26 protein-coding genes are annotated in these 25,756 nt (G+C 71.1%); 22 read left to right on the top strand and 4 right to left on the bottom strand.

Annotated features, from left to right (window positions below):
* The coding region (locus E6G06_20820) for a DUF1385 domain-containing protein (protein ID TML86488.1) at nt 1-559 on the top strand (559 nt) is incomplete at its 5' end.
* Here E6G06_20820 and E6G06_20815 read toward each other — a convergent pair.
* On the bottom strand, nt 556-3,291 hold the full coding sequence (locus E6G06_20815) for an ATP-binding cassette domain-containing protein (protein TML86487.1): 2,736 nt from the start codon (nt 3,289-3,291) through the stop codon (nt 556-558). The two genes, E6G06_20820 and E6G06_20815, sit on opposite strands and share 4 nt — an antisense overlap.
* A gap of 445 nt (nt 3,292-3,736) precedes the next feature.
* Here E6G06_20815 and E6G06_20810 point away from each other — a divergent pair, with 445 nt between their 5' ends.
* Genes E6G06_20810 through E6G06_20795 form a run of 4 tightly spaced genes read left to right on the top strand, consistent with a single transcriptional unit; the run spans nt 3,737 to nt 7,294 of the window.
* Nucleotides 3,737-4,750: a hypothetical protein gene (locus tag E6G06_20810; GenBank protein ID TML86486.1), complete on the top strand. Its 1,014-nt coding sequence runs from the start codon at nt 3,737-3,739 to the stop codon at nt 4,748-4,750.
* A gap of 4 nt (nt 4,751-4,754) precedes the next feature.
* A complete protein-coding gene (gene prfA, locus E6G06_20805) occupies nt 4,755-5,819 on the top strand; it encodes a peptide chain release factor 1 (protein ID TML86485.1) in 1,065 nt (354 codons plus the stop codon).
* Nucleotides 5,820-5,828: 9 nt separating this feature from the next.
* Nucleotides 5,829-6,668, top strand: coding sequence for a peptide chain release factor N(5)-glutamine methyltransferase (gene prmC, locus E6G06_20800; GenBank protein TML86484.1), 840 nt, complete (start codon nt 5,829-5,831; stop codon nt 6,666-6,668).
* Nucleotides 6,669-6,670: 2 nt separating this feature from the next.
* Complete coding sequence (locus E6G06_20795) at nt 6,671-7,294, top strand: threonylcarbamoyl-AMP synthase (protein TML86483.1); 624 nt, start codon at nt 6,671-6,673, stop codon at nt 7,292-7,294.
* Between the two features lie 11 nt (nt 7,295-7,305).
* Here the strand turns inward: E6G06_20795 and E6G06_20790 are convergent, their stop codons facing one another.
* Nucleotides 7,306-7,719, bottom strand: coding sequence for a hypothetical protein (locus E6G06_20790; GenBank protein ID TML86482.1), 414 nt, complete (start codon nt 7,717-7,719; stop codon nt 7,306-7,308).
* 170 nt (nt 7,720-7,889) lie between these two features.
* Here E6G06_20790 and E6G06_20785 point away from each other — a divergent pair, with 170 nt between their 5' ends.
* On the top strand, nt 7,890-9,176 hold the full coding sequence (locus E6G06_20785; protein TML86481.1) for a DUF222 domain-containing protein: 1,287 nt from the start codon (nt 7,890-7,892) through the stop codon (nt 9,174-9,176).
* A gap of 45 nt (nt 9,177-9,221) precedes the next feature.
* On the opposite strand, the gene E6G06_20780 is transcribed toward E6G06_20785, so the two are convergent.
* Nucleotides 9,222-10,718 carry a hypothetical protein gene (locus E6G06_20780; protein ID TML86480.1) on the bottom strand — a complete coding sequence of 499 codons (1,497 nt, stop codon included), beginning with the start codon at nt 10,716-10,718 and terminating at the stop codon, nt 9,222-9,224.
* A 36-nt stretch (nt 10,719-10,754) separates the two neighbouring features.
* Between E6G06_20780 and E6G06_20775 the strand changes: the two genes are divergently transcribed.
* Genes E6G06_20775 through E6G06_20705 form a run of 15 tightly spaced genes read left to right on the top strand, consistent with a single transcriptional unit; the run spans nt 10,755 to nt 22,994 of the window.
* The gene (locus tag E6G06_20775) at nt 10,755-11,330 is read left to right on the top strand and encodes a hypothetical protein (protein TML86479.1); all 576 of its coding nucleotides are present in this window, start codon (nt 10,755-10,757) and stop codon (nt 11,328-11,330) included.
* Nucleotides 11,331-11,332: 2 nt separating this feature from the next.
* Nucleotides 11,333-12,586, top strand: coding sequence for a serine hydroxymethyltransferase (locus E6G06_20770; GenBank protein TML86492.1), 1,254 nt, complete (start codon nt 11,333-11,335; stop codon nt 12,584-12,586).
* Nucleotides 12,583-13,740: an undecaprenyl/decaprenyl-phosphate alpha-N-acetylglucosaminyl 1-phosphate transferase gene (locus E6G06_20765; protein TML86478.1), complete on the top strand. Its 1,158-nt coding sequence runs from the start codon at nt 12,583-12,585 to the stop codon at nt 13,738-13,740. The genes E6G06_20770 and E6G06_20765 overlap by 4 nt, the downstream gene beginning before the upstream one ends.
* Before the next feature lie 21 nt (nt 13,741-13,761).
* Complete coding sequence (locus tag E6G06_20760) at nt 13,762-14,184, top strand: AtpZ/AtpI family protein (GenBank protein TML86477.1); 423 nt, start codon at nt 13,762-13,764, stop codon at nt 14,182-14,184.
* The gene (locus E6G06_20755) at nt 14,181-14,600 is read left to right on the top strand and encodes an ATP synthase subunit I (protein ID TML86476.1); all 420 of its coding nucleotides are present in this window, start codon (nt 14,181-14,183) and stop codon (nt 14,598-14,600) included. Before E6G06_20760 ends, E6G06_20755 begins: the two co-directional genes overlap by 4 nt.
* 3 nt (nt 14,601-14,603) lie before the next feature.
* Nucleotides 14,604-15,365, top strand: coding sequence for a F0F1 ATP synthase subunit A (gene atpB / locus E6G06_20750; GenBank protein ID TML86475.1), 762 nt, complete (start codon nt 14,604-14,606; stop codon nt 15,363-15,365).
* A 59-nt stretch (nt 15,366-15,424) separates the two neighbouring features.
* Nucleotides 15,425-15,634, top strand: a complete 210-nt coding sequence (gene atpE / locus E6G06_20745) for an ATP synthase F0 subunit C (protein ID TML86491.1) — start codon at nt 15,425-15,427, stop codon at nt 15,632-15,634.
* Nucleotides 15,631-16,311 (top strand): F0F1 ATP synthase subunit B, encoded by a 681-nt coding sequence (gene atpF / locus E6G06_20740; GenBank protein TML86474.1) that lies wholly within the window; start codon nt 15,631-15,633, stop codon nt 16,309-16,311. The genes atpE and atpF overlap by 4 nt, the downstream gene beginning before the upstream one ends.
* On the top strand, nt 16,308-16,847 hold the full coding sequence (gene atpH / locus E6G06_20735; GenBank protein ID TML86473.1) for an ATP synthase F1 subunit delta: 540 nt from the start codon (nt 16,308-16,310) through the stop codon (nt 16,845-16,847). Before atpF ends, atpH begins: the two co-directional genes overlap by 4 nt.
* A 35-nt stretch (nt 16,848-16,882) precedes the next feature.
* A complete protein-coding gene (locus tag E6G06_20730) occupies nt 16,883-18,439 on the top strand; it encodes a F0F1 ATP synthase subunit alpha (protein TML86472.1) in 1,557 nt (518 codons plus the stop codon).
* Nucleotides 18,440-18,442: 3 nt separating this feature from the next.
* Nucleotides 18,443-19,336, top strand: a complete 894-nt coding sequence (locus tag E6G06_20725) for a F0F1 ATP synthase subunit gamma (protein TML86471.1) — start codon at nt 18,443-18,445, stop codon at nt 19,334-19,336.
* 22 nt (nt 19,337-19,358) lie between these two features.
* Nucleotides 19,359-20,816 (top strand): F0F1 ATP synthase subunit beta, encoded by a 1,458-nt coding sequence (gene atpD / locus E6G06_20720; protein TML86470.1) that lies wholly within the window; start codon nt 19,359-19,361, stop codon nt 20,814-20,816.
* Between the two features lie 11 nt (nt 20,817-20,827).
* Nucleotides 20,828-21,217: an ATP synthase F1 subunit epsilon gene (atpC, locus tag E6G06_20715; GenBank protein ID TML86469.1), complete on the top strand. Its 390-nt coding sequence runs from the start codon at nt 20,828-20,830 to the stop codon at nt 21,215-21,217.
* Between the two features lie 14 nt (nt 21,218-21,231).
* Nucleotides 21,232-22,164 carry a GNAT family N-acetyltransferase gene (locus tag E6G06_20710; GenBank protein TML86468.1) on the top strand — a complete coding sequence of 311 codons (933 nt, stop codon included), beginning with the start codon at nt 21,232-21,234 and terminating at the stop codon, nt 22,162-22,164.
* Nucleotides 22,165-22,190: 26 nt separating this feature from the next.
* The gene (locus E6G06_20705) at nt 22,191-22,994 is read left to right on the top strand and encodes an SDR family oxidoreductase (GenBank protein TML86467.1); all 804 of its coding nucleotides are present in this window, start codon (nt 22,191-22,193) and stop codon (nt 22,992-22,994) included.
* Nucleotides 22,995-23,066: 72 nt separating this feature from the next.
* On the opposite strand, the gene glpX is transcribed toward E6G06_20705, so the two are convergent.
* Complete coding sequence (glpX, locus tag E6G06_20700; protein ID TML86466.1) at nt 23,067-24,062, bottom strand: class II fructose-bisphosphatase; 996 nt, start codon at nt 24,060-24,062, stop codon at nt 23,067-23,069.
* Between the two features lie 20 nt (nt 24,063-24,082).
* Here glpX and E6G06_20695 point away from each other — a divergent pair, with 20 nt between their 5' ends.
* Entirely contained in the window at nt 24,083-25,735 is a 1,653-nt protein-coding gene (locus E6G06_20695) for a methylmalonyl-CoA mutase (GenBank protein TML86465.1), read from the top strand.
* Nucleotides 25,736-25,756: the final 21 nt, after the last annotated feature.

Below are 25,756 nucleotides of genomic sequence, written 5' to 3'. Positions count from 1 at the left end.
CGTCCTGCGGCTCGCGTTGTTCCTCGGCTACATCGTCGCGATCGGCCACGTGGCCGACATCCGTCGGCTGTTCGAGTACCACGGCGCGGAGCACAAGGCCATCGCCGCCTACGAGAACGGCGTCGAGGTCACGCCCGAGCGGGCCCAGCGCTTCGGCACCGAGCACGTGCGGTGTGGCACCAACTTCCTGCTCACGGTGATGGTCACGTCGATCGCGATCTACTCGGCCTTCGGACGACCGTCGCTGCTCCTCCTGATCGGCTCGAGGGCGCTGCTCATCCCGCTCGTGGCCGGGGTGGCGTACGAGATCATCCGGTTGGGCGCGCGCAACTTCGACAAGCCGGTCGTGCGCTTCCTCATGCGACCGGGTCTGGCACTGCAGAAGCTCACCACCCGCGAGCCGTCCCTCGACCAGCTGGAGGTGGCGATCGCCGCGTTGCGGGCCGCCCTGACCGCCGACCAACGCACCGAGGTCGACGCGCGCCTGCTCCGCACGGCGCGGGCCCGGCCGGCCCCGGAGGCCACGAGCGGCGCTCCCGGTCTGGCCCCCGCCTCTTAGCGGGCGAGCGCGTCGGCGGCGGCGTCGACGATCGAGGCCACGCGGTCCGGCCACTGCTCGTGCAGGGTGCGGAACGGGTTGGGCGCCCGCCGCAGGATCGCAGTCGCGAGGTACCACGACATCCCCGGGGGCCGTCCGCCGTAGCCGCCGAGCAAGCGCTCGAGCGCGACGCGGGCCGCGTCGAGGTCGGGCCGGCCCTCGTTGACCAGATGGGCGGCGAAGGACGACGGGTCGAGCGCGGCCGGCGCGGCGCACACCCGGTCGAGATCGATCAGCACGAGGCCGTCCGCGCAATGGAGGAACTGCCGAGCGTGGAAGTCACCGTGCGACGTCACCGGGGCGCCTGCGTCGGGTGCGCTTGCCTCCAGCTCGCTCAACAGGCGTTCGAGGCGCCCGGTCAGCTCGGGGCTGATGTGGCTCACGAGCTGTGCCGCCTCTGCGGCGGCTGCGAGGTGGTCGGCCGGTGTGCGCGGCACGAGGCCGTCGGGCGCGGCGCGGTGGAGCGAGGCGAGGACCTCACCCGCTTCGCCGGCCATCTCGGCCGGGTCGGACGGCGTGTCCCCCTCGAGGAACCGCTGCGCTGTCACGTGCTGGTCGTCGAGCGACGCGAGGAGACGCGGGGTCCGGACGGCCCATTGGCGGGCGGCGTACAAGCCGCCCGCGGCCTGCTCGAAGCGGGGCTCCTGCGCGTAGACCTTGATGACGTAGTCGTCCACCTTCAGCACCGCACGCCGGCCCGGCCGGTAGTTCAGGAACTCGCCTTCCCAGCCCGACGTCGACAGGTCGAGTCCTGCGGCGCGGAGGTGCCGGCGCAGCTCCGTGGGCCGTTGGGCGAGCGGCGGCAATGACAGGTCGAGCGGGAGCCATTGGATGAGCGCGTCCACCTCGCGCTCGAACGCCAGAGGCATCGCCGCGGGCGACCGACCGTTCACCTGCACGGCCATGGCGCGGTTGCGCGGCTCGAGCACCCAGCGGGAGAGCTCGTCGCCCCGGGCGATCATGGCGACGGCGCCGTGACTGTGGCCGTCGAGGTCGACGTCGTAGTGGACGACCAGGTTCTTGCCCGGCTGGTAGCGGACGTAGTGGGTGCGCACCAGTGGCGCCGGCGCGCTCGCGTCGAGCGAACGGGCCAGCACGTCGGCCATCACCTCCGGGTCTAGCAGCTCGGCCAGGCGCGGCAGCTCGGGATCGGACGGCGCGGGCGCCCGGCGCGACGGCGCCGGCGCGCGCGCGGCGCGGGCGCCGAGGGGTGCGAACGGCACGGGTCGGTCGAGCACCTCGCCCGGCTGGCCGTCGTCGACCACCTCGCCCTTCACCATCACGACCACGCGCTCGGCCACGCGCGCCAGGTCGATCGAGTGCGTGAACAGCACGACGGTGCGGCCGGGCACGAGCGCGTCGAGGCCGGCGAGCACCTCCGATTCGCTCTCCGGGTCGAGTCCCGCGGTGGGCTCGTCGAGGAGGACGATCGGCGGATCGCGCAGCAGGGTACGGGCGATGGCGATGCGCTGGCGCTGGCCGGCCGACAGCCCGGCGCCGCCGGGGCCGAGCACCGTGTCGTAGCCGTCGGGGAGCTGGGCGACGAACGTGTGCGCGCCGGCGCTGGTGGCCGCGCCCTCGATCTGCGCGCGGGTCGCGTCCGTGCCATACGCGATGTTGTCGGCGACGGTGCCCGCGAACATCACCGTGTCGGGCAGCACGAGGCCGACCTGGGCGCGTACCCAGTCGCGCGCGCAGTTCCGGACGTCGCGGCCGTCGATGAGCACGCCGCCTGCGGTGGGGTCGTGGAAGCGAGCCAGCAGTGCGGCGAGGGTGGACTTGCCGGCGCCCGACCGTCCGACGATCGAAACGTGCTGACCCGCGGGGACGTGGAGGGTGACGTTGCTCAGCGCGAGCGTGTCGGCGTCGTAGGCGAAACCCACGTTGTCGAGGTCGAGGACTCCCTTGGCCCGTGGCCCGTGGTAGGCACCCGGCACCTCGGCGAGCTCGTCGTCCGCCGCGAGCACGCCCGCGATGCGATCGCCTCCGGCCGTCGCTCGCGTCAAGCGGGCGCGCTCGTGGCCGACCGCGCGCATCCGTGGGTAGAGACGTCGCGCGTACGCATGCACGACGATGAGGTCGCCGGGAGTGAGCGCACCGGCGGCGACCCGGAACACCCCGAGCACCAGCACGACGGCGGTGGTCATCGCTCCGGTCAGGTCGAGCTGGCTGCCCGTCGACGTGGATCGCTCGTGGTGGGCGCGCGATGTCAGCCAGGCGAGGAGAGGCGTGACCGCGAACGCGACGATCCCCAGGATCGGGTCGAGGTAGATGCTGACGACGAGCATCCCGGCCAGCAGGAGCACCGAGGTGGCGAGGGGCCGGAGCGCATCTCGAAACACCGCGCCGACAGCGCTGACATCGCCCGTCACGCGCGCCGCCACATCGGTGGTCTGGCGCCGCTCGCGGAACGCGAGCGTGAGCCGTTGGAGGTGGGCGTAGATCGCGGCGCGCAGGTCGCGCACGACGAGGTCGCCTGTGCGGCGCAGCCGTTCGGCGGCGAACGACGAGGCCAGCGCGCCCAGCAGCGCGATCGATATGGCGAGCGCGGCCACGGCGGCGAGCATGGGCCAGTCCCCCCGCGGCACCGCGAACTTCCGCCCGCCGTGCTCGAGCAACAGGCGGTCGACGACGAGCTTCAGCGGGAAGGGCCGAGCCAGTTCGGCGGCGACGACCACCGCCGTCGCGCCCATGGCGGCGCCGAGCGTCTGCCAGTGCCGGCGGACCGACGACCGGATGAGCCGGCCCGGCCTCAGCGGCCGAGAGCGGGGATCGGGCCTCAGCGGCCGAGAGCGGGGATCGGGCCTCAGCGGCCGAGAGCGGGGATCGGGGCTCACCGGACAACCTCGGCGGCAGGCGCCGCGTCGCGCTCGCCGGGGCGCACGGCGGTGCCCCGGTGGGCGGTGGTCGGGTCCGTGGGGAGGGAAGCGATGCGAATCACGTCGTCGTCAAGGGTGGGCGGCAACCGAGACGAGCCCGAATCACGCGCCCTGCGATGCGCCCGCCTCGGTGGCCGTGGCCACGCTCAGTCATCGGCGTGACCGGGGCCGAACCTGAGTGAGAGGGGCCGAGCGGCCCCCCGGGACTTCCCGGCCCGGCTCGTGGCTCGGGGAGCCGTCCGCGCGGGAGAGTCGGACGGTGGAAGCCGATCGCCGTCACGCCCTGCTCACCGCGAAGCTGACCGCGCTCGTGACGGCCGGATGGGGGACCGATGCGCTCGCCGACGGGCGTGGCACGGCGGTCGCCTTCCCCGGTGGCGCCGGTCTGTCCGCAGGTGGGACGGGCTGGCTCTTGGTCGAGGACGGACCCGGCCGTGCGCTCGGGCCCGCGCTGCTGTGGGCCGGTCGCGTGGGGGTCGACCGGCTGCACCTCTTGGTCGAGGCGGAGGCGGGCGGGCTGGCCCGCAGGGCGGCGACCTTCGCCCGGGCGCCTCAGGTCTGGCAGGTGGAGGGCCGCGCCCTCACCCTCACTGCGCCCGAGCCGATCGGCCCCGCGCCGCGGTTGGACGCGGAGGCCTCGGCGTGGGTCGACCGCTTGCGAGCCGCCGGCGCCGAGCCCGTCGTCGAGGCGGGGGTCCTCACCGGCGAGGTGCTCGGGTTGGAGGTGGCCCGGGTGGTGAGCGACGCAGATGGCTCACGCCTCGAGGTGGGTGTGGGGAAGCACGACCGCGACGCCCGGCGAGCCATGAGCGGCGACGTCCCGACGCAGGCGGCGCTGGCGGCCGCGGTGGCCGCCGTCCGCCGGCACCGTCGCGCCGGTGCGCCCCACCATCCCCTGAACCGTCTCGCCTCCGAGCGCTGGCTGCGCGCCGTCCTCGTCGACCGGCCCGGGCTCGTGGGCGCGGCCCACCTCGCGCCCGTGCCGTCACCGGTCGCGCGCGACGACCTGCGACGGCACGCCCCCGCGCCCGCGGCGGGCGTCGACGACCGGGGGCGGCCGCTGCTCGTCGTGTGCTCGACCGGGATCGACCTCGACCTGGTGCCCGCGGCCGCCGATGCCCGGCTGGCCGACGGTCGCGGGCCGCGTCTGGTGCTCGTCGTGCCCGAGTGCGACGACCACCCGGTGCACCGCTCGCTCAGCGGGCTGCTGATCGAGCCGGCCGAGGTGCGGACGGTGCCCGACGACTGGCGTTCCCTGTCGTCACTAGCCTGAGAACGTGCTGGACCGGCTGGCCGCCCTCGAGAAGGAGTACGACGACGTGCTCGCGCGCCTCGCCGACCACGAGGTGATCGCGGACCCGCGCGCGCTCCTGGAGGCGTCAAGGCGGCACAAGGAGCTCGAGCCGGTCGTGCTCGCGTACCGCGACTACCGCCAAGCGCGCGACGACCTCGACGCGGCTCGCGGGATGCTCGCCGACTCCTCGGGCGACGACCGCGACTTCGTGCGCGCCCAGATCGACGAGGCGGAGCACGCCATCGCCCGGCTCGCGGAGGAGCTGCGCCTGCTCCTCCTGCCCAAGGACCCCAACGAGGGCAAGAACGTGATCGTCGAGATCCGCGGCGCGGAAGGCGGTGAGGAGGCGAACCTCTTCGCCAAGGTGCTCTTCGACATGTACATGCGCTACGCCGACCGCATGGGCTGGAAGTCCGACGTCCTCAAAGCCGACTCGTCGGAGATGGGCGGCTTCAACGAGGCCACCGTCCTGCTGAAGGGCGACGGGGTGTGGAGCCACATGAAGCACGAGGGTGGCCCGCACCGGGTGCAGCGGGTGCCCGTCACCGAGTCGCAGGGCCGCATCCACACGTCGTCGGCCACCGTCACCGTGCTGCCCGAGGCCGAAGAGGTCGAGATCCAGCTCGACCCCAACGACCTCAAGGTCGACGTCTACCGCTCGACGGGGCCGGGTGGTCAGTCGGTGAACACCACCGACTCCGCGGTGCGCATCACCCACCTCCCGACCGGCGAGGTCGTCGCCATGCAGGACGAGAAGAGCCAGATCCAGAACCGGGCCAAGGCGCTCCAGGTCCTGCGGGCCCGCCTGCTCAAGCGCGAGCAGGACCGGCACGCGGCCGAGCTCTCCGAGCAGCGTCGCGGCCAGATCGGGGGCGGGGGCAGGTCGGAGAAGATCCGCACGTACAACTACAAGGAGAACCGCGTCTCCGACCACCGCATCAACCTCACGACCTACAACCTCAACAAGGTGCTGATGGGTGAGCTCGACGAGATCGTCGATGCGCTGATCGCGGACGAGCGGGCGCGCCAGCTCTCGGGAGAGGACTGAGCCGCGTCGCTGACCTGGCGACAGGTGCTGGCCGAGGTCGAGGCTCAGCTCGGCGACGCCGTCGACGCACGCCGCATCGTGGAGCGGGCGTCGGGACACGAGGGTGCCGATCTGATCGTGCACCTCGACGAACGTGCGCCCGACCGGGCGCGCGAGGAGTGCGCGCGCATGGTCGCCCGCCGCCGCGCGGGTGAGCCCCTCCAGTACGCCATCGGCGGGTGGGGGTTTCGTGGCCTCGACCTCTACGTCGACGGGCGCGTGCTCATCCCCCGACCCGAGACGGAGCAGGTCGTCGACATCGCGCTCGGCGAGCTGCGACGGCTCGGGGCGCAGGCGCCACTCGTCGTCGACCTCGGCACGGGCTCCGGTGCGATCGCACTGTCGATCGCGGTCGAGGTGCCCGGCGCGCAGGTGTGGGCCACCGACGTCTCCGCCGACGCGCTGGCGGTCGCGCGCGCCAACCTCGCCGGTACCGGAGGTCGGGCGGCGACTCGCGTCCGACTGGTGGAGGGGAGCTGGTTCGACGCCCTGCCCGAGGAGTTGCGGGGGCAGGTGCACCTGCTCGTGTCGAACCCGCCGTACGTGGCCGACGGCGAGGCGCTGCCCGCCGTGGTGTCCGAGTGGGAGCCTCCCGGCGCGCTGCGCGCCGGCCCGACGGGCCTCGAGGCGGTCGGCGTGATCGCGGCGGGTGCGACCGCGTGGCTGGCGCGACCGGCCGCGCTCGTGCTCGAGATCGCGCCGCACCAGGCCGAGCGCGCTGTCGACCTCGCGCGCACGGCCGGCTTCGACGACGTGGAGGTGCGCGCCGATCTCACCGGACGCCCGCGCGCGCTTGTCGGTAGGGTTTGAGCATGGGGATCGTGGACGCGCGGGGTGACCAACCGCCGGCCGAGGCACTGAAGGAGGCGGCCGAGGCGCTCCGGGTCGGGTTGGCGGTGGCTCTCCCCACCGACACCGTGTACGGCTTGGCGGCCGATGTCTCGGTGCCCGGCGCGACCGACCGCATCTTCGAGGTCAAGCACCGGCCCCACGACGTCGACCTGCCGGTGCTCGTGGCCGACGCCGACCAGGCACTCGGTCTCGCCACGGCCGTGCCCGACTCGGCGATCGCGCTGATGACGCGGTTCTGGCCGGGTGCGATCACGCTCGTCATCCCGCGCGCGCCCGACCTGGCCGCGGACCTGGGCGACGACGACGCCACGATCGGCGTGCGGTGCCCCGACCACGCCGTACCCCGCGCCCTCTGCGCCATCGTCGGGCCGCTCGCCACGACGAGCGCCAACCTGCACGGCGAGCCGACGCCGGAGACGGCGGCAATGGTGGCCGAGGTGTTCGGTGACGCGGTGGCCGTCGTCCTCGACGGCGGACCGTGCGCGGGGAGCCCGTCGACCGTCGTCGACTGCACCGGTGTCGAGCCCAAGCTGCTGCGCGAGGGCCGCATCGCGTGGGGCGACGTGTGGGCCGCCCTGCCCTGAGTCGCGGGGGCTCAATGCCGCACAAGCGCGGTCGCCGCGAAACATTCAAGGAGATGGTCTCGGCGAGAGGCGGCTCGAACGAAGGTCACCCTCGCGATGGCCACGCGACACGTCGTGTCGCCGACGACGGTGTATGGGATGGCACTGGCAAGTTCTGGCCCGCCGCGGACAACTACCTCGCTCTCGATGAGGTGGTTGCTTGGCTTGAAGGCGGAGACGTCGGGATTGGCGTTCAAGCTGGTTACGGCAGGGACGTCGTGTTCCATCCACCGGGTCAGGCCAAACGGATCTGGACGGAGCAGATTCGCGAGCACTTCGCTCCTGGGGGCGACCTCGACGCTGGGGGGTGGCCGAACGACGTGGCCTACGCTGCGGAGCTTCGACAGCGTCCGGATGGAGCTCGCCTCCTGTGGTTCGGAGGCCACTGCTGAGACCGTATCTCTTGTGGCTTGACCTAGTCGTTCGGAAGCATCTTGCGCCGCCGATCCGCGTCGGAAAAATCTTGAAGGAATTGCTTGCGGACGCTTGCCGCTTGTCGTTGGGGTCTGCTACCATCGAACATACGTTCGCTTCCCCGTGAGCTGTAGCCCTGGACGTGGAGTTCGTCATGGGTCTGTGCGACATGGAAGCGGAGTTGCGCGAGTTCGTGGCCGGGCTCGAGCCCGAGACGCTGCCTGCCGAGGCGGCCGCGGGTCTGGTCGACACCTTCGCCACCATCGAGAAGCTGGGTGCCGCGGGCAAGGCGCTGGCGGCGCGGCGGGTGGCCGCCTCCAACCTCTGGCGGGGCGTGGGTGAGCGCTCCGCCGCCCACTGGCTGGCCCGGCGCAGTGGGGTGTCCATCGGCAGCGCGATGTCGACGCTCGAGACCGCGGCCCGATTGCCGGAGCTGCCGGCGGTGGACGCGGCGATGCGGGCGGGGGAGCTCTCCTCGGTGCAGGCCAACGAGATCGCGTCGGCCGCCGGAGCCGACTCGAACGCCGGAGCCGAGTTGGTGGACGTGGCGCGCCGCGACGGTGTGGCCGGCCTGAAGGACAAGTGCCGGCGGGTCAAGGCGGCGGCCGCGCCCGACGAGATGGCGCGTCACCGCGCCATCCACGCCTCGCGGTCGCTGCGCCATTGGAACGACCCCGACGGCGCCGGGCGCCTCGACGGGCGCTTCACCCCCGAGGTGCTGGCCGAGGTGCTGGTGGCGCTCGAGCCCTTCGAGGCCGATGCGTTCCGCGAGGCCCGGGCCGAGGGACGGCGGGAGGGCTTCGACGCCTACCGGGCCGATGCGCTGTTGGCGCTGGCGCGGGCCGGACGTGACAGCAGCGCGTGCAGCTCGTCGCGACCGCGCAACACCGTGCACGTGGTGATCGACCATGCCGCACTCGTGCGAGGAAAGGCAGAATCAGGTGAGCGCTGCGAGGTGGGCGGCGTGGGACCGGTGCCGGTGCGCGTCGTGCGCTCGATGATGGACGACGCCTTCGTGACCGCGGTGGTGAGCGACGGGGTGGATGTCTCAACGGTGGCGCATCTGGGGCGGCGGCCCACCGCGCACCAGCGCAGCGCGCTGGAGGTGCGCGACCCCGAGTGCGTGGTGGGCGGCTGTCATGTGCGGGTGGGGCTCGAGATCGACCACGTCGAGCCCTGGAGCGCGACGCGCGTCACCAAGCTCGACGCGCTGGCGCGATTGTGTCGCTTCCACCACGCGCAGAAGACCCACGAGGGCTACCGGCTGGAGGGCGGGCCAGGGCACTGGCGCTGGCTCAAGCCCGATGGCACCGACGTGGACCCGCGGCCACCGCCATCTCCAGCCGACGACGGCACCGGCACGATCGCGGAGCGACAGGCGCGGATCTGCGACGCCGCCATCGCAAGCATCGAGCGGCTCGGGTGGTGACGCGGGCGACGGCCGGGACCGCCGCGACAGGCACGAGACCGCGAGTCAGGCCAGGTCGAGCGTCCCGTCGGGGTGCAGGTCCGCGGCACGGCCGCACGGGTCGTCGACCGTCATAGCTTTGGCCGTGCCCGGGTCGCGCACGTTGCCCCAGGCCCGCCGGCCGTCGGGCAGCAGGCAGGCGACGATGCCGAGCGCGGGCGAGCCCTCGCGGTCGTGCATCACCGTGAACGACTCGACGGTGACGCGCCCCTCGTGCTCGGCCGCCCAATCGCGTCGGGGGAGCGTGTCGATCTCGGCCTGCGGGCGGCTGCGCGCGAACGGTCGCGGCGGCGGCTCCGTGCCGTAGACGCCGACGCTGTGCTTGGTGAGGTACCAACCCAGCGCGGTGACGAGGCCGAGGGCACCGGGATCGGCGCGCAGGCGCTCGACCATCGTGGTGATCGAGTGGGTGGCGTAGTTGTTCCCCGGGCCGCCGGCGAAGGTGAGGCCGCCCGTCACGGTGAGGGGCCGGCCGGGCTCGTCGAGGCGGAGACCCAGCTCGGCGGCGCCGATCTGGACGGCCGACGGAAAGCACGAGTACAGGTCGATGTGGGCGATGTCGTCGACATCCGCGCCGGAGTGCGCGAGCGCGGCGCGCCCGGTGGCGCCGATCGCCGGCGACGAACGGAGATCGTCGCGCTCCGAGACCCACCAGTGGTCGTGCGCGTCTGCGCCGGCCCAGGGGAACACCCATCGCTCGCGTGGGATGCCCGCGTCCGCGGCGACCTCGACCGAGCACATGAGCAACGCCGCGGACTGGTCGACCGTGAGGTTGGCGTTCATCAGCTTGGTGTATGGGAAGCCGATGAGCCGGTTGGCGGGCGTGACGGTGGCGATCTCGTCGGCGGTGAGCGCAGTGGGCGACCACGCGTACGGGTTGGCCGCCGCGACCGCGCTGAAGCGCGACCACAGCTCGGCGATGACGTGCTCGTGCGCGTCGAACGATCGGCCGGACGCGGCGCGGATCGCGTTCTCGAACACGGGATAGACCTGCGTGGGAAGGGCGAGCGCGCGCGCCATCTCCGCGTCGTTGCTCCCCGCGCGCTCGTCACCGACGAGCTCGGGCGCGGCGGTGCCGACGTCCTGCACCGGCCAGTCGAGCCACAGCTTGTCGGCCCCGCGGCGGGCGCGTCGGCGGGTGGCCATGGCCTCGGCACCGGTCAGGAGGGCCGCGCCGACATCGCCGCGTTGAATCGCGAGCGCGGTCTCGTTCACCAACAGCTGGGGGCTGTTGCCTCCGGTGGTGGTCAGCACGGTCTGGCGCGGGGCGATGCCCAGGCGCTCACCCAACGCGAGACCTGGGTTCACGTACCGCCACGAGAGCACGCCGATGACGCGGATCGAGTCGAGCCGGTCCAGCAGGTGCCCGCCGGCGTCGTCCGCGGCGCGCCGTGTTGCGTCGAGCATCAGGTCGAGCGGCTCGGACGCGGTCGCGGGGTCGGGGTCTCGGCGGACGACCTGGCCCACGCCGACGAGCACCGGCGTCCGGGGGTCGAGTGCCACGGGCGGTCACGCTACCCGCCGGTAGTCTGAAGGCCCATCGACGTCCTGTTCGTGTGCACGGGCAACATCTGCCGGTCTCCGATAGCCGAAGGCCTGCTGCGGCAGCGGTTGGAGGCACGTGGCATCCCCGCTCACGTGCACTCCGCCGGGTTCGTCACCCACGGCGATCCCGCCAGCGCCTACGGCATCGTCGTGCTGCACGACGACTACCGGGTGGACCTGCGCGGCCACCGGAGTCGCCGGCTCAAGACGAAGATGGTGGCCGAGGCCGACCTGATCGTCGGGCTGGCCCGCCGCCACGTCTTCGAGGTCGCGCGCGAGCAACCCGAGGCCTTCGGGCGAGCCTTCACGCTCAAGGAGCTCGTGCGCCGGGCCGAGGCCGCGGGGTCGCGCCTTGCGGACGAGCCCCTCGACGCGTGGCTGGCGCGCCTGCACGAAGGCCGCACACCGACCGACCTGTGGGGCGAGTCGCCGGCGGACGACGTCGACGACCCGATCGGCCAGGACTTCGAGATGTACCGGCGCACGGCCGCCGAGATCGACTCGCTCGTGGGCCGCCTGGCCGACGCGGTGTGGGGAGATCCGCAGGCCACGAGGAGGGAGACGGCGTGACGTTGCACGGGCCGGCTCGCGAGGACCGCGAGCTGTTCGACATCATCGACCGCGAGGTCGAACGGCAGAACACCACGATCCAGCTCATCGCGTCGGAGAACTTCGCGTCACCCGCGGTGCTGGCCGCGACCGGTTCCGTCCTCACGAACAAGTACTCCGAGGGTTACCCGGGCAAGCGTTATTACGGCGGCAACCACGTCGTCGACGAGGCGGAAGACCTGGCGCGTGAGCGCGCCAAGGCGCTGTTCGGAGCGGACCACGCGAACGTGCAGCCGCACTCGGGGTCCAACGCCAACCTCGCGGTCTGCCTGGGCTTCCTGAAGCCGGGCGACACGCTCATGGGCATGCGCCTCGACCAGGGTGGCCACCTCTCGCACGGCCAGCCGGTGAACATCAGCGGCCAGCTCTACCGAGGCGTCACCTACGGCGTCACCGCGAGCGACGAACGCCTCGACTACGACCAGATCCGCGACCTCGCGCGCGAGCACCGACCCAAGCTGATGTTCGCCGGCGCCACCGCGTACCCCCGCGTCATCGACCCCGCGGTCTTCCGCACCATCTGCGACGAGGTGGGCGCCATCCTCGTCTTCGACGCGGCTCACATCGCCGGTCTCATCGCCGGGGGCGTGCACCCGAACCCGGTTCCCCACGCCGACGTCGTGACGTTCACGACCCACAAGACGCTGCGCGGCCCCCGCGGCGGCTGCATCCTCAGCCGCGCCGAGCACGCCCAGGTCATCGACAAGGCGCTGTTCCCGGGCCTGCAGGGAGGGCCGCTCGACCACGTCATCGCGGCCAAGGCGGTTGCGTTCCGCGAAGCCGCGCAGCCCGAGTTCACGACGTACGCCGCGCAGATCGTCCGCAACGCGCAGGCGCTCGCCCGCCACCTGGCCGAGGCCGGCTTCCGGCTGGTGTCCGGCGGCACCGACAACCATCTGATGCTGGTCGACCTCCGGCCGTTCGACGCGGACCTGACGGGCAAGGAGGCGCAGATCGTCCTCGACCGCGCCGGCATAACCCTCAACAAGAACCAGATCCCCGGCGACCCGCGGTCACCGTTCGTCACGAGTGGCCTCCGCATCGGCACGCCGGCGACGACGACGGCGGGGATGACCGAGCCGGAGATGGCCGAGATCGCGTCTTTGATCGCACGCGCCCTCCGTCATCGCGAGGACGACGCCGAGCTCGCCGCGGTGCACGACGCGGTGACGACGCTCTGCTCGAAGTTCACCCCCTATCCCGAGCTCACCGGGTGACATCCGCGGACGCCCTGTCCTACGGCATCGCCTTCGCGGTGGCGGCTGCCATCACCTTCATCACCACCTCCATCGTTCGCCGGATGGCAATCCGCGTCGGTGCGGTCGTGGGCCCCGAGGAGCGGCGCGTGCACACGGTGCCGACGCCAACGCTCGGCGGCGCCGCGATGTTCGTCGCCTTCGTCGTCGCCATGGCCGTCTCGTCGCAGCTCTCGGGGTTCGACAACGTGTTCCGCGGCTCGTCCGAGCCCCTCGCGGTGGTCCTCGGCGCAACCGTGATCTTCGCGGTCGGATTGATCGACGACGTGCGCGAGGTCTCCGCTCCGGCCAAGGTCGCAGGGATGGTGCTGGCGGGCGGCGTGCTCTCGCTGTTGGGCGTGACGATGTTCTACTTCCGGATCCCCTTCTCGGACCGCGACTTCGTCTCGCTGTCGCCCGACCTGGCGCCGCTCGTCGGCATCATCTGGGTGGCCGGGATGGCGAACGCGATCAACCTCATCGACGGGCTCGACGGGTTGGCCGCCGGCATCGTCGCCATCGCGGCCGGCGCGTTCTTCCTGTACACGACGCGGCTCTCGAACGGCATCCTGCCCCAGGACAGCATCGGCCCACTCGTGGCCGCGGTGACGTGCGGGCTGTGCGTGGGCTTCCTGCCCCACAACTTCCATCCCGCCAAGATCTTCATGGGTGACGGGGGCGCGCTGATGCTCGGTCTGCTGATGGCGTCGAGCACGATGGTCGTCGGGGGACGCGTCGACGACCAGTTCAGCGGCCAGACCTACTTCTTCTTCGCGCCCCTCGTCATCCCGCTCGTGATCCTCGGCCTGCCGATCCTCGACACGGTCTTCGCCGTCGTCCGCCGGGCCACCCGCCACGCCAAGCTCACAGAGGCCGACAAGGAGCACCTGCACCACCGGCTCATGCGGATGGGTCACGGCCAGCGCCGGTCGGTGCTGATCCTCTGGGCCTGGACCGCGGTGCTCTCGGGCATCGTGCTCTACCCGACCTACACGAGCCGGGGCAACGCGGTCGTGCCCACGGCCGTGGCGATCATGGGCGTGGCCCTGTACACGGTGCTGCGCCCCGGAGCCCGCCGCGCCCGCCTGGTAGCGGTCGGCGACGTGGACCGGAAGGCGGGACCGGGAGCGGCCTGACTATCGTTCCGCCCGCCGAACTTGCCCCCTCGGCCTCGACCCCCTAGATTGAGAAAGAATTCACAAGCTCCCTCCGGCGCCCCCGCCGGAGGTGAGACCAGCTTGGACAGAAGCTCGGACAAAGTGGACAGAAGCTTGGACAAAACAGCCAACAACCACCCCCGACAGACCTGGAAGGGCTTCGACGACGCGTTCGCCCGCGGGATCGAGCTCGTGGCCACGCCGCTCCTCTTCGGGCTGGGCGGGTGGTACCTCGACCGGTGGGCGGGCACCCGTCCGCTCTTCACCCTGATCCTGTTCGTGGTGGCCGTCGTGGGCATGGCCGCGCGCATGTACTACGCCTACGCGGCGGCGATGGAGGAGCACGATCGGGCCGGCGTGTGGGCGCGGACCCCTCGGCCGGCCTCGGCCGGGAGCGGAGAGACCGGGGAAGGGCACGTATGACGGAGACGCCGAACGTCGAGCACGAGCTGGCCCGCGACATGATTCTGCGGGCCCTGCCCGTCCTGCCGCTGGTCGTGCTCGTCGCGTGGGCGACGCGCGGCGGCAACGGTGCGCTCTCCGCCGGCTTCGGCATCGGGTTGGTCCTCGCCAACCTCACGCTGTCCGCGGTGCTCTTGGCATGGGCGGCGCGGGTGTCGCCGTCGGTCCTCATGGCCACTGCGCTCGGTGGGTTCCTGGTGCGCATGACGCTCGTCGGCTTCGCCCTCTACCTGGTGAAGGACCTCGGATGGGCCGACCTGCCCGTGCTCGCGGTCACCGTCCTGGTCACGCACCTCGGGATGCTGTTCTGGGAGACCCGCTACGTCTCCGCCTCGCTTGCCTTCCCCGCCCTGAAGCCGCAGCGCAAAGGAGCCTGACGCGTGCTGGCCCTCGAGTTCCCCCCCGTCTCGCACCTGATCGAATGGCCCGACCTGCTCGGCAGCGGGCCGTTCGCGGTGAACAAGGTCGTGCTGCTCATGTGGCTGGGCGGTGTGCTGACCTTCCTCTTCTTCTACCTCGGGGCGCGGAAGGCGACGACGGGACTGGTGCCGAAGGGCGTGCAGAACGTTGCCGAGGCCGTCATCGACTTCGTGCGCAACGACGTGATCCTGCAGGGGATCGGCCCCGACGGCATGCGCTTCCTGCCGTTCCTCGTGACGGTGTTCACCTTCGTCTTCGTGTGCAACATCTTCGGCATCATCCCGGGCATCCAGATGCCGGTGAACGCGCGCATGGCGATCCCGATGTTCCTCGCGCTCGTGGTGTGGGTCACCTACAACGTGATGGGAATCGCGAAGCAAGGTGTCCTGAGCTACTTCAAGAACATCATCGTCCCGCCGGGCGTCCCCATCGCCTTGCTCCCGCTCATCGGGCTCATCGAGTTCATCTCGACGATCTTCGTGCGCCCGTTCGCGCTGGCGGTCCGGCTCTTCGCCAACATGCTCGCCGGCCACCTGCTGCTGGTGACCTTCGCGGTGCTCGCCAGCGCCCTGTTCTCGTCGACCTACGTGGGCGCGATCTTCCCCGGCGGCCTGCTGATCGCCCTCACCGGCTTCGAGCTGCTCGTGGCCGTGCTGCAGGCCTACATCTTCGTCATTCTCACCGCCGTCTTCATCGGCGGCGCCATGCACCCCGAGCACTAGGAGGCAGTCCCGTGATCGACTTCTTGGCCGCGCAGAACGCCGGCGAGCTGGAGGCCGGCCTGAAGACGGTCGGCGCCGGCATCGTCTACGGGGGCGCCGCCATCGGCCCCGGCGTGGGCATCGGCATCGTCGTCGGCAACGCCATCACCGCCATGGCCCGCCAGCCCGAGGCCGCGGGCATGGTGCGCACGACGATGTTCCTCGGCATCGCCTTCACCGAGGCGCTCGCGCTCTTCGGCTTCGTCCTCACCTTCCTGCTGAAGGGATGATCCGCATGCGCGCGAGAGCGGTGATCTTCGGGGGCGCCGTCGTCGGCGCCGCGCTGCTGGCCGCGGCGCCGGCGTGGGCTCAGGCGACGACGCCGACGACCGAGAAGCTGAAGCACGCGAACGAGGAGTGCATCAAGCTCCTCGAGAAGGGCCAGGACGTCTCCGCCTGCCAGGAGGCGCCCAACCCGATCCTGCCCGCGACCAACGAGCTCATCTGGGGCTCCATCTCCTTCGTGGTGCTGTTCTTCATGCTGCGGCGCTTCGCGTTCCCGGCCATCAGCTCGAGCATGGCGGCCCGAACCGAGCGCATCCGCTCGAGCCTCGACGAGGCGGAGCAGGCCAAGACCGAGGCCCAGTCGATCCTCGCCGAGTACCAGGCGAAGCTGGCCGACGCCAGGTCGGAGTCCGGGCGCATCATCGAGGAGGCGCGGCAGTCGGCCGACAAGCTCCGCCAGGACCTGCGCAGGCAGGCCGAGGCCGAGGTGGCCGCGAGCAAGCAGCGCGCCCAGGAGGAGATCGAGGCCGCGGTCGCGCGCGCCACCGCCGATCTGCGCGTGAGCGTGCGCGAGCTCACGCTCGAGCTGGCCGAGAAGGTGGTCGAGCGCAACCTCGACCGCGAGACCAACCTCGCGCTCGTCGACCAGTTCATCGACGAGATCGCGGCGTCGCGCACATGAGCGACCGACCGCTGAACGACAGGGTCGACGGCTACGCGGCCGCGCTCGTCGAGGTCGCCCGCGCCGAGGGGTCGTTGCCGCAGGTCGAGAACGAGCTGTTCAGCGTGGCCCGCACCTTCGAGAGCAACGACGAGCTGCGCGAGGCGCTCACCGACCAGTCGCTCCCCGCGGAGCGGCGGCAGGCGATCGTCGAGAACCTGCTCGGCGCGAAGGCGTCGCCGATCACGGTCAACCTGGTGTCGTTCGTCGTCGGCGCGGGGCGGGCCCGCGACCTGCCCGCGATCATCGACCGGGTGGTCGAGCGCGCTGCCGCCGAGCGCAAGCACGTGGTCGCCGAGGTGCGCTCCGCCGTCTCCCTCGACGCCAAGCGCCAGCAGAAGCTGGCCAAGGCGCTGTCGCAGAACCTGGGCCTCGACGTCGAGGTCAAGGTGATCGTCGACCCGAGCGTGATCGGCGGCGCGGCGGTACGCGTCGGTGACACCGTCATCGACGGCACCGTGCGGCACCGGCTCGATCAACTGAGGGAGGGGTTGTAGATGAGGGAGGGGTTGTAATGAGGGAAGGGTTGTAGATGACCGACACGTTCAACCTCGACGCCAAGGACATCGCGGCTGCGCTGCGCGCGGCCCTCGAGGGCTACGAGCCCAGCCTGGAGAAGCAGCAGGTGGGCCGCATCACCGAGGTCGGTGACGGCATCGCGCGCATCTCCGGCCTTCCCGATGTGGCGGTGAACGAGCTGCTGGAGTTCGAGGGCGGCGTGCAGGGGCTGGCCCTCAACCTCGACGAGGACTCGATCGGCGCGGTCGTGCTCGGCGACCTCGAGCACATCGAGGAGGGCCAGGCCGTGCGGGCCACCGGCTCCATCCTCTCGGTGCCCGTTGGCGACGGGTTGCTGGGCCGGGTGGTGAACCCGCTGGGCGAGCCCATCGACGGTCGCGGCGCCATCCCGAGCGAGCACCGCCGCCGCCTCGAGGTGCAGGCACCCGGCGTCATCGACCGCCAGCCGGTGAAGGAGCCGCTCCAGACCGGCATCAAGTCGATCGACGCCATGATCCCCATCGGTCGCGGCCAGCGCGAGCTCATCATCGGCGACCGCAAGACGGGTAAGACCGCGGTCGCCATCGACACGATCATCAACCAGCGCGGGCTGGGCGTGAAGTGCGTCTATGTCGCCATCGGACAGAAGGGCTCGACGGTGGCCGAGATCGTGGCGTCGCTCGAGGAGCACGGCGCGATGGACTACACGGTGGTCGTCAACGCACCGGCGTCGGAAGCCGCGCCCTTCAAGTACCTCGCGCCCTACTCGGGCTGCGCGATGGGCCAGCACTGGATGGAGAACGGCGACGCCGCGCTCATCATCTACGACGACCTCTCCAAGCAGGCCGAGGCGTACCGTCAGCTCTCGTTGCTGCTGCGCCGGCCGCCCGGCCGCGAGGCGTACCCGGGCGACGTCTTCTACCTCCACAGCCGGCTGCTCGAGCGCGCGGCCAAGCTGAGCGACGCGCTCGGTGGTGGGTCGTTGACCGCCCTGCCGATCATCGAGACCAAGGAAGGCGACGTCTCGGCGTACATCCCGACCAACGTCATCTCCATCACCGACGGGCAGATCTACCTGGTAACCGACCTGTTCCGCGCGGGGGTGCGGCCGGCCGTCGACGTGGGGATCTCGGTGTCGCGCGTCGGCGGCAACGCGCAGATCAAAGCGATGAAGGCCGTGGCCGGCACGCTCAAGCTCGACCTGGCCCAGTTCCGCGAGCTGGAGGCGTTCGCCAGCTTCGGGTCCGAGCTCGACAAGGTGAGTCAGGCCCAGCTCGACCGTGGCTACCGGCTCACCGAGCTGCTCAAGCAACCGCAGCGCTCACCCTTGCCGGTGGAGGAGCAGGTGGTGGTCATCTTCGCCGGCACCAAGGGACATCTCGACGACCTGGCGTTGGGCGACATCCGCCGCTTCGAGGCCGAGCTGCTCGAGGAATTCCGCGTCCGCCACACCGACCTCCTCACCGAGATCCGGGAGAAGGGCACGCTTCCCGACGAGGCGACGCTCACCGCCGCGGTCGTCGCCTTCCAGGAGCGCTTCACCCCGTCGGAGAAGGTGGCCGAGGCCGGCGACGGCGAGGACGCGGACTAGCCGATGGCGAGCGGCCAGGAACGGATCCTGCGCAGACGCATCCGCAGCGTCCAGTCGACCAAGAAGATCACCCGCGCCATGGAGCTGATCGCGGCGTCGCGGATCGTGAAGGCGCAGCAGCGCGTCGCCGCGGCGCGGCCGTACAGCGAGCAGATCACCGAGGTCATCCGAAACCTGGCCGCGGCCGGCGCCGGGCTCGACCATCCCATGCTGCGGAAGCCGGAGACGGTGCGCAACGTGGGGCTCGTCGTGATCAGCGCCGACCGGGGCCTCGCGGGCGCGTACAACGCGTCGGTCATCCGGACCGCAGAGCGCGCCATCCTGCAGCGTCGGCGCGATGGTCAGGAGACCGCGCTGGTCGTCGCAGGCCGCAAGGCGAACAGCTACTTCCGCTACCGGGGCTACGCGATCGACGAGGCCCACAGCGGGTTCAGCGAGCAGCCGTCCTACGAGGACGCCCGCCAGGTGACCGCGGGCCTCATCAAGCGCTACGAGGACGGCGAGATCGACGTCGTCGAGATCGTCTACACCCGGTTCTTCTCCGCCGGTTCGCAGCGGGTGACACGCACCCAGCTCCTGCCGCTCGAGGCGGGGCCCATCACCGAGGGACGCGAGGAGGAGGGCCCGCATGCGGTGTACGAGTTCGAGCCGTCGCCCGAAGGCATCCTCGAGCTGCTGCTGCCCCGCTATGTCGAGGCTCGCATCTTCGCGGCCATGCTCGACGCGGCCGCGTCGGAGCAGGCCGCGCGCCAGCGGGCCATGAAGTCGGCCACCGACAACGCCGAGGAGCTCATCCGGGTGCTCGGCATCCAGGCCAACAAGCTGCGCCAGGCCGGCATCACCACCGAGATCATGGAGATCGTGGGCGGCGCCGAGGCATTGCGCCCTTCTGCGTGATTGTGATGACAAGGGAGACAGCATGAGCGTCACCGCGACAACACCACCCGCCACCGGCCTCAAGGACGGCAGGGTCGTCTCGATCGCAGGGCCGGTCGTCGACGTCGAGTTCCCGCCGGGCTCGCTCCCCGAGATCAACTACGCCCTCCTCTTCACGGTCGAGCTCGAGGGGCGGACGATCGACATCACCGCCGAGGTGGCCCAGCACATCGGTGAGAGCCGGGTGCGGGCGATCGCGATGAAGCCCACCGACGGCCTGAGCCGCGGCGCCCCGGTGAGGAACCTCGGACGCGGCATCACCGTCCCTGTAGGCGAGGGAGTGCTGGGGCACGTGTTCAACGTGATCGGCGAGCCCCTCGACACGAGGGGTGAGCCCGTTACCGAGGGCATCGTCGACCAGTGGGAGATCCACCGTCCCTCACCCAAGTTCGTCGACCTCACGCCCAAGTCGGAGATGTTCGAGACGGGCATCAAGGTCATCGACCTGCTGGCGCCCTACGTGAGGGGCGGCAAGATCGGCTTGTTCGGCGGCGCGGGCGTGGGCAAGACCATCGTCATCCTCGAGATGATCAGCCGCGTCGCCACCCAGCACGGCGGTGTGTCGGTCTTCGCCGGCGTGGGTGAGCGCACGCGCGAGGGCAACGACCTCTGGCTGGAGATGCAGGAATCCGGCGTCATCGAGAAGGCCGCGCTCGTCTACGGTCAGATGGACGAGCCGCCGGGCGTTCGTCTGCGCGTCGGTTTGTCGGCGCTCACCATGGCCGAGTACTTCCGTGACGAGCAGAACCAGGACGTGCTGCTCTTCGTCGACAACATCTTCCGCTTCGTGCAGGCCGGCTCCGAGGTGTCGACGCTGCTCGGTCGCATGCCCTCCGCGGTGGGCTACCAGCCGACGCTGGCCGACGAGATGGGCGAGCTGCAGGAGCGCATCACCTCGACCAAGACGGGATCGATCACGTCGGTGCAGGCCGTGTACGTGCCGGCCGACGACTTCACCGATCCCGCTCCGTTCACCACCTTCACGCACCTCGACGCCACGACCGAGCTCTCCCGCAACATCGCCGCGCTCGGCATCTATCCGGCCGTCGACCCGCTCTCGTCGAGCTCGCGCATCCTCGCGCCCGAGGTCGTGGGAGAGCGTCACTACGCGGTCGCCCGCCGCGTGCAGGAGGTGCTGCAGCGCTACAAGGAGCTGCAGGACATCATCGCCATCCTCGGCCTCGACGAGCTCTCCGAGGAGGACAAGGTCCTCGTGCAGCGGGCCCGCAAGGTGGAGAAGTTCCTGTCGCAACCGTTCTTCGTGGGCGAGCAGTTCACCGGGCTCAAGGGCATCAACGTCCCCGTGGAGGAGACCATCGACAGCTTCGAGCAGCTCGTCGACGGTGATCTCGACGACCTGCCCGAGCAGGCGTTCTTCAACGTGGGCAACGCCGACAGCGCCCGCGAGAAGGCGCGCACGCTCACCGGCGGCGAGGGTTAGGAAGAGCCGTCGTGCCCATGCAGGTCGAGCTCGTCTCCCCCGAACGCATCCTCTTCAGTGGCGAAGCCGACATGGTGATCTGCCGCACGGTGGACGGCGGCGACATCGCGTTCCTGGCGGGGCATGCGCCGTTCCTCGGGGCGCTGACGATCCACTCGGCCCGCATCAGGCAGCCCGACGGCACCGAGACGGCGGCTGCGGTGCACGGCGGCTTCGTGCACGTGCGCGACAACACGGTGATCATCCTCTCCGACGTCGCCGAGCTGGCGAGCCAGATCGACGTCGAGCGCGCCCGCCGGGCCAAGGAAGCGGCCGAGCAGAAGGCGCGCGAGGTGGATGACGCCGAGGCTCAAGCCGCCCTGCAGCGCGCCATCGTCCGCATCGACGTCGCCGGCGCCTGACCTCGGCGAAACGGGTGCCACGTCTGCGACTCGGCGTCGCGCTGCTGGTGCCACCGCCGGTCGGAGCCGAGGTCGACGGGCTGCGGCGGGCGGCCGGCGACGGCGCCCTCGGCCGCATCCCACCGCACTGCACCCTCGTGCCGCCGGTCAACGTCCGCGAGGACCGGTTGAGCGACGCGCTGGCACACCTCCGCGATGCCGGGAGCACCACGCGGCCCTTCCGCGTCGAGCTCGGCCCGGTGGAGACCTTCCTGCCCGACTCTCCCGTGCTGTACCTCGCAGTCGGTGGCGACGGGTTCGAGGCGTTGCTGGACCTGCGCGACCGCGTCTTCTCCGAGCCCCTCTCCCGTCCGGTGACGTGGCCGTTCGTGCCGCACGTGACCCTGGCCGAGGAGATGGAGGCGCGTCGGATCGATGCGTCGATTCGCGCGTTCGCCAACTACCGCGCCGAGGTGACCTTCGAGCGGGTGCACCTGCTCGAGGAGGGCGAGGGTCGCGTGTGGTCGCCCATCGCCGACATCGCGTTCGCCGCGCCTGCGGTCGTGGGCCGGGGCGGGCTCGAGCTCGAGTTGGCGGTGAGCGATGCCATCGACGACGAAGGCCGCGAGCTCGGGGCGCGCGACTGGGGCCAGTGGGACGAGCGACCGCTCGCCGTCACGGCCCGACGCGACGGCCGCGTGGTGGGGACCGCGGAGGGTTGGACGCACGGCGGCATCGGCTATCTGGCCCGGTTGCTCGTTGCCGCCGACAGCCGGGGTGAGGGAATCGGGACCCAGCTCCTCGCCGCGTTCCAGTCGGAGGCGGCGGCGCGCGCGTGCAGCCGTCTGGTCGTGCGCACCTTCTCGGACAGTCGCGCCGAGCGGTTCTACCGCGGCCGGGGTTGGGTGGAGGACGCACGCTGGCCGTGGGTCGACGGCCGGGTGTTCGTGCAACTGGTGCGGGAGTAGCGTGCGCGAATGGACGGGAAGCAAGGATGAGCGAAGATCAAAACCGTGAGGCGCCCCGCGTGACCTCGCTGGTGACCGGCGCCTCGAGCGGCATCGGCATGGCGTTCGCCCGCCGTCTAGCGGCGCGGGGCGACGACCTCGTGGTGGTGGCCCGCAGCGAGGGCCGGTTGAAGGAGCTGGCCGACGAGCTCCAGTCGGGGTCGGGCCGTGACGTCGAGGTCCTGCTCGCCGACCTCACCCTCGCCGACGACGTCGGCCGCGTCGAGCAGCGGCTGCAGTCCGACGAACGGCCCGTCGAGCTGCTCGTCAACAACGCGGGCTTCGGTACCGCGGGCACGTTCGTCGAGCTCCCGGTGGGCAGGGAGGACGAGGAGATCCGCCTCAACGTGCTGGCGCTCATGCGCCTCACCCATGCCGCGCTGCCGGGCATGCTGCGGCGGGGCCACGGCGGCGTGATCAACGTGAGCTCCGTCGGCGGCTTCCAGGCCGGGCCGAACAACGCCACCTACTCGGCCACCAAGGCGTTCGTCACCAGCTTCAGTGAGGCGGTGCACGAGGAGCTGCGCGGCACCGGCGTGAACGTGCTCGCCCTCTGCCCCGGTTTCACCCGCACCGAGTTCCACCAGCGGGGCTCGTTCGACACCGAGCACCTCCCCAAGCTGGCCTGGCAGACGCCCGAGGCCGTCGTCGACGAGGCGCTCGCGGCCATCGAGAAGGGCAAGGCCCTCTGCGTCCCCGGTCTCGTCAACAAGCTCTCGGCGTCGATGGTCCACGTCGCCCCACGCGGCGTCGTGCGTCGCGTGTCCGCCAAGGTCGCCGAGCGGTTCTAGTCCCCAGCTGGTCTGCTTCTTGTCGTAGCTAGCCGTCACGAGGACGGTTTCGTACGACAAGAACGGCGGCTTCTAGCCGAACTCGACCGACGCGTACTCGCGCAGCTTGACGAGGCGGTGGCGGGCGTCGATCCTGCGCACCGTGCCCGAGCGTGACCGCATCACGAGTGACTGCGTGGTGGCGCCCCGGCTGTCGTAGTGCACGCCTCGGAGCAGCTCGCCGTCGGTGATGCCAGTGGCCGCGAAGAAGCAGTTGTCGCCCGCCACCAGGTCGTCGGTGTCGAGCACCTGGTCGAGGTCGTAGCCGGCGTCGACGGCGAGCTTGCGCTCCTTGTCGTTGCGCGGCCAGAGCCGGCCCTGCAGCTGACCGCCCATGCACTTGAGCGCGGCCGCGGCGATGACGCCTTCGGGCGTGCCTCCGATGCCGAAGAGGATGTCGGCGCCCGAGTCGGGCCACGCGGTCGAGATGGCGCCGGCCACGTCGCCGTCGGGGATGAGGCGCAGACGCGCGCCGGCGGCGCGCACCTCGGCGATGAGGTCGGCGTGGCGATCGCGGTCGAGGATGACCGCGGTGACGTCCTGGACCGACTCGCCCTTGGCGTCGGCTACGGCTCTGAGGTTCTCGGTGGGCGAGCGGGTGAGGTCGACGACGCCTGCGGCCTCCGGCCCGACCGCGATCTTCTCCATGTACACGCACGGCCCGGGGTTGAACATCGTGCCGCGTTCGCTCACCGCGATGACCGACAGCGCGTTGCCCCGTCCGAGCGACGTCAGCGTGGTGCCGTCGATCGGGTCGACGGCGATGTCGGTCATCGGTGGATCACCGGTGCCGATCTCCTCGCCGTTGAACAGCATCGGCGCCTCGTCCTTCTCGCCTTCGCCGATCACCACCACGCCGTCCATCGACACGCTCTGCAGCACCAACCGCATGGCGTCGACCGCGGCGCCGTCTGCGCCCTCCTTGTCGCCCCGACCAACCCAGCGTCCCGATGCCAGCGCGGCCGCTTCGGTGACTCTGGCCAGCTCGAGGGCGAGGTTGCGATCGGGCGCCTGCCTCTCTCCGCTCATGCCCGGACCATACTGGAGGCATGACCGAGGACCGAAGCGAAGCGCCGTCCGCGCGCGAAGAGTGGCGGGCGGCGTTCGAGGCGGCCGCGACGCGAGATGTCATCGCGGAGACGATGTCGGGGGTTCCTCTCGACCCCGTCTACGGGCCCGACGACGGCGAGTTCCCCGGCCAGTACCCGTACACGCGGGGACCGTACGCGTCGATGTACCGCTCGAAGCTCTGGACGATGCGCATGTTCGCGGGCTTCGGCACGGCCGACGACACCAACGCCCGCTTCCGCGAGATCCTCCGTGTCGGAGGCGATGGTCTCTCGACGGCGTTCGACCTGCCCACGCTGATGGGCCGCGACTCGGACGACCCGCACGCGCTCGGCGAGGTCGGCCGGTGCGGCGTGGCCATCGACACCCTCGCGGACATGGAGGACCTCTTCGCGGGAATCGACCTCGGTGTGGTCACCACGTCGATGACGATCAACTCGCCGGCCGCCATGCTCCTGGCGATGTACGTCGCGGTCGCCGAGAAGAACGGCACGGCACGCGCCGATCTCGGCGGCACCATCCAGAACGACATCCTGAAGGAGTACCAGGCGCAGAAGGAGTTCATCTTCCCGCCCCGCCCGTCGATGCGGATCGTCACCGACATGATCCGGTTCTGCACGGCCGAGATGCCCAAATGGCATCCCGTCTCCATCTCCGGTTACCACATCCGCGAAGCGGGCTCGACCGCCGCCCAGGAGCTGGCCTTCACCCTGGCCAACGGCTTCGGCTACGTCGAGGCCGTGCGCGCCGTCGGTCTCGATGTCGACGACTTCGCGCCGCGCCTCTCGTTCTTCTTCAACGCCCACATCGACTTCTTCGAGGAGATCGCCAAGTACCGCGCCGCCCGTCGCATCTGGGCCCGCTGGATGAAGGAGCGCTACGGCGCCGTCAACCCTCGCTCGTTGCAGTGCCGTTTCCACACGCAGACCGCGGGGGTGTCCCTCACCGCCCAGCAGCCCGAGGTCAACATCGTGCGGACCGCGATCGAGGCGCTGGCGGGGGTGCTCGGCGGCACCCAGAGCCTGCACACCAACTCGATGGACGAGGTGCTCGCGCTGCCCACCGAGCGGGCGGCGCGCATCGCGCTGCGCACCCAGCAGGTCATCGCCCACGAGACCGGTGTGCCGTTGGTGGCCGATCCGCTGGGCGGCTCGTGGTTCGTCGAGGCGCTCACCGACGAGATGGAGCGGCGGGCGGAAGCGGTCTTCGCCCATCTCGACGAGCTCGGCGGAGGCTCGATCCTCGAAGGCGTCTACGCGGGCATCGAGAACGGGTGGTTCCAGGGCGAGATCGCCGATGCGGCCTATCAGCTGGAGAAGAAGGTCAACACGGGGCAGCGGGTGATCGTCGGCGTCAACCGCTTCACCGAGTCCGACGGCGACCCCCTCGACATCCTCCACATCGGCCACGACGTCGAGGACCGTCAGCTCAAGCGGCTCGACACCGTGAAGGCGGAGCGGAGCGACGACGCGGTGCGCACCGCGCTCGTCGGCGTCCGCGCGGTGGCACGCGAGGCGGATGCCAACCTCATGCCGGCCATCCTCGACGCCGTGCGCGTGTACGCCACCGCCGGCGAGATCGTCGACGCGCTGGCGTCGGTCTTCGGGCGCTGGACCGAGGACCCCGTCATCTGACCCGCGGCTAGGATCACCCCG

Source organism: Actinomycetota bacterium (assembly GCA_005888325.1).
Taxonomy (GTDB): domain Bacteria; phylum Actinomycetota; class Acidimicrobiia; order Acidimicrobiales; family AC-14; genus AC-14.
Note: the sequence above shows the minus strand (reverse complement) of the source record. Positions and strands in the feature narration are given on the sequence as shown.

What these genes read in the sequence shown, in the direction of transcription:
- atpD (TML86470.1), top strand. Translation starts at nt 19,359, where the DNA reads ATGAGCGTCACCGCGACAACACCACCCGCCACCGGCCTCAAGGACGGC.
- E6G06_20795 (TML86483.1), top strand. Translation starts at nt 6,671, where the DNA reads ATGGGGATCGTGGACGCGCGGGGTGACCAACCGCCGGCCGAGGCACTG.
- E6G06_20725 (TML86471.1), top strand. Translation starts at nt 18,443, where the DNA reads ATGGCGAGCGGCCAGGAACGGATCCTGCGCAGACGCATCCGCAGCGTC.
- E6G06_20755 (TML86476.1), top strand. Translation starts at nt 14,181, where the DNA reads ATGACGGAGACGCCGAACGTCGAGCACGAGCTGGCCCGCGACATGATT.
- atpH (TML86473.1), top strand. Translation starts at nt 16,308, where the DNA reads ATGAGCGACCGACCGCTGAACGACAGGGTCGACGGCTACGCGGCCGCG.
- E6G06_20815 (TML86487.1), bottom strand. Translation starts at nt 3,291, where the DNA reads ATGGGCGCGACGGCGGTGGTCGTCGCCGCCGAACTGGCTCGGCCCTTC.
- E6G06_20705 (TML86467.1), top strand. Translation starts at nt 22,191, where the DNA reads ATGAGCGAAGATCAAAACCGTGAGGCGCCCCGCGTGACCTCGCTGGTG.
- E6G06_20695 (TML86465.1), top strand. Translation starts at nt 24,083, where the DNA reads ATGACCGAGGACCGAAGCGAAGCGCCGTCCGCGCGCGAAGAGTGGCGG.
- atpF (TML86474.1), top strand. Translation starts at nt 15,631, where the DNA reads ATGATCCGCATGCGCGCGAGAGCGGTGATCTTCGGGGGCGCCGTCGTC.
- E6G06_20730 (TML86472.1), top strand. Translation starts at nt 16,883, where the DNA reads ATGACCGACACGTTCAACCTCGACGCCAAGGACATCGCGGCTGCGCTG.
- glpX (TML86466.1), bottom strand. Translation starts at nt 24,062, where the DNA reads ATGAGCGGAGAGAGGCAGGCGCCCGATCGCAACCTCGCCCTCGAGCTG.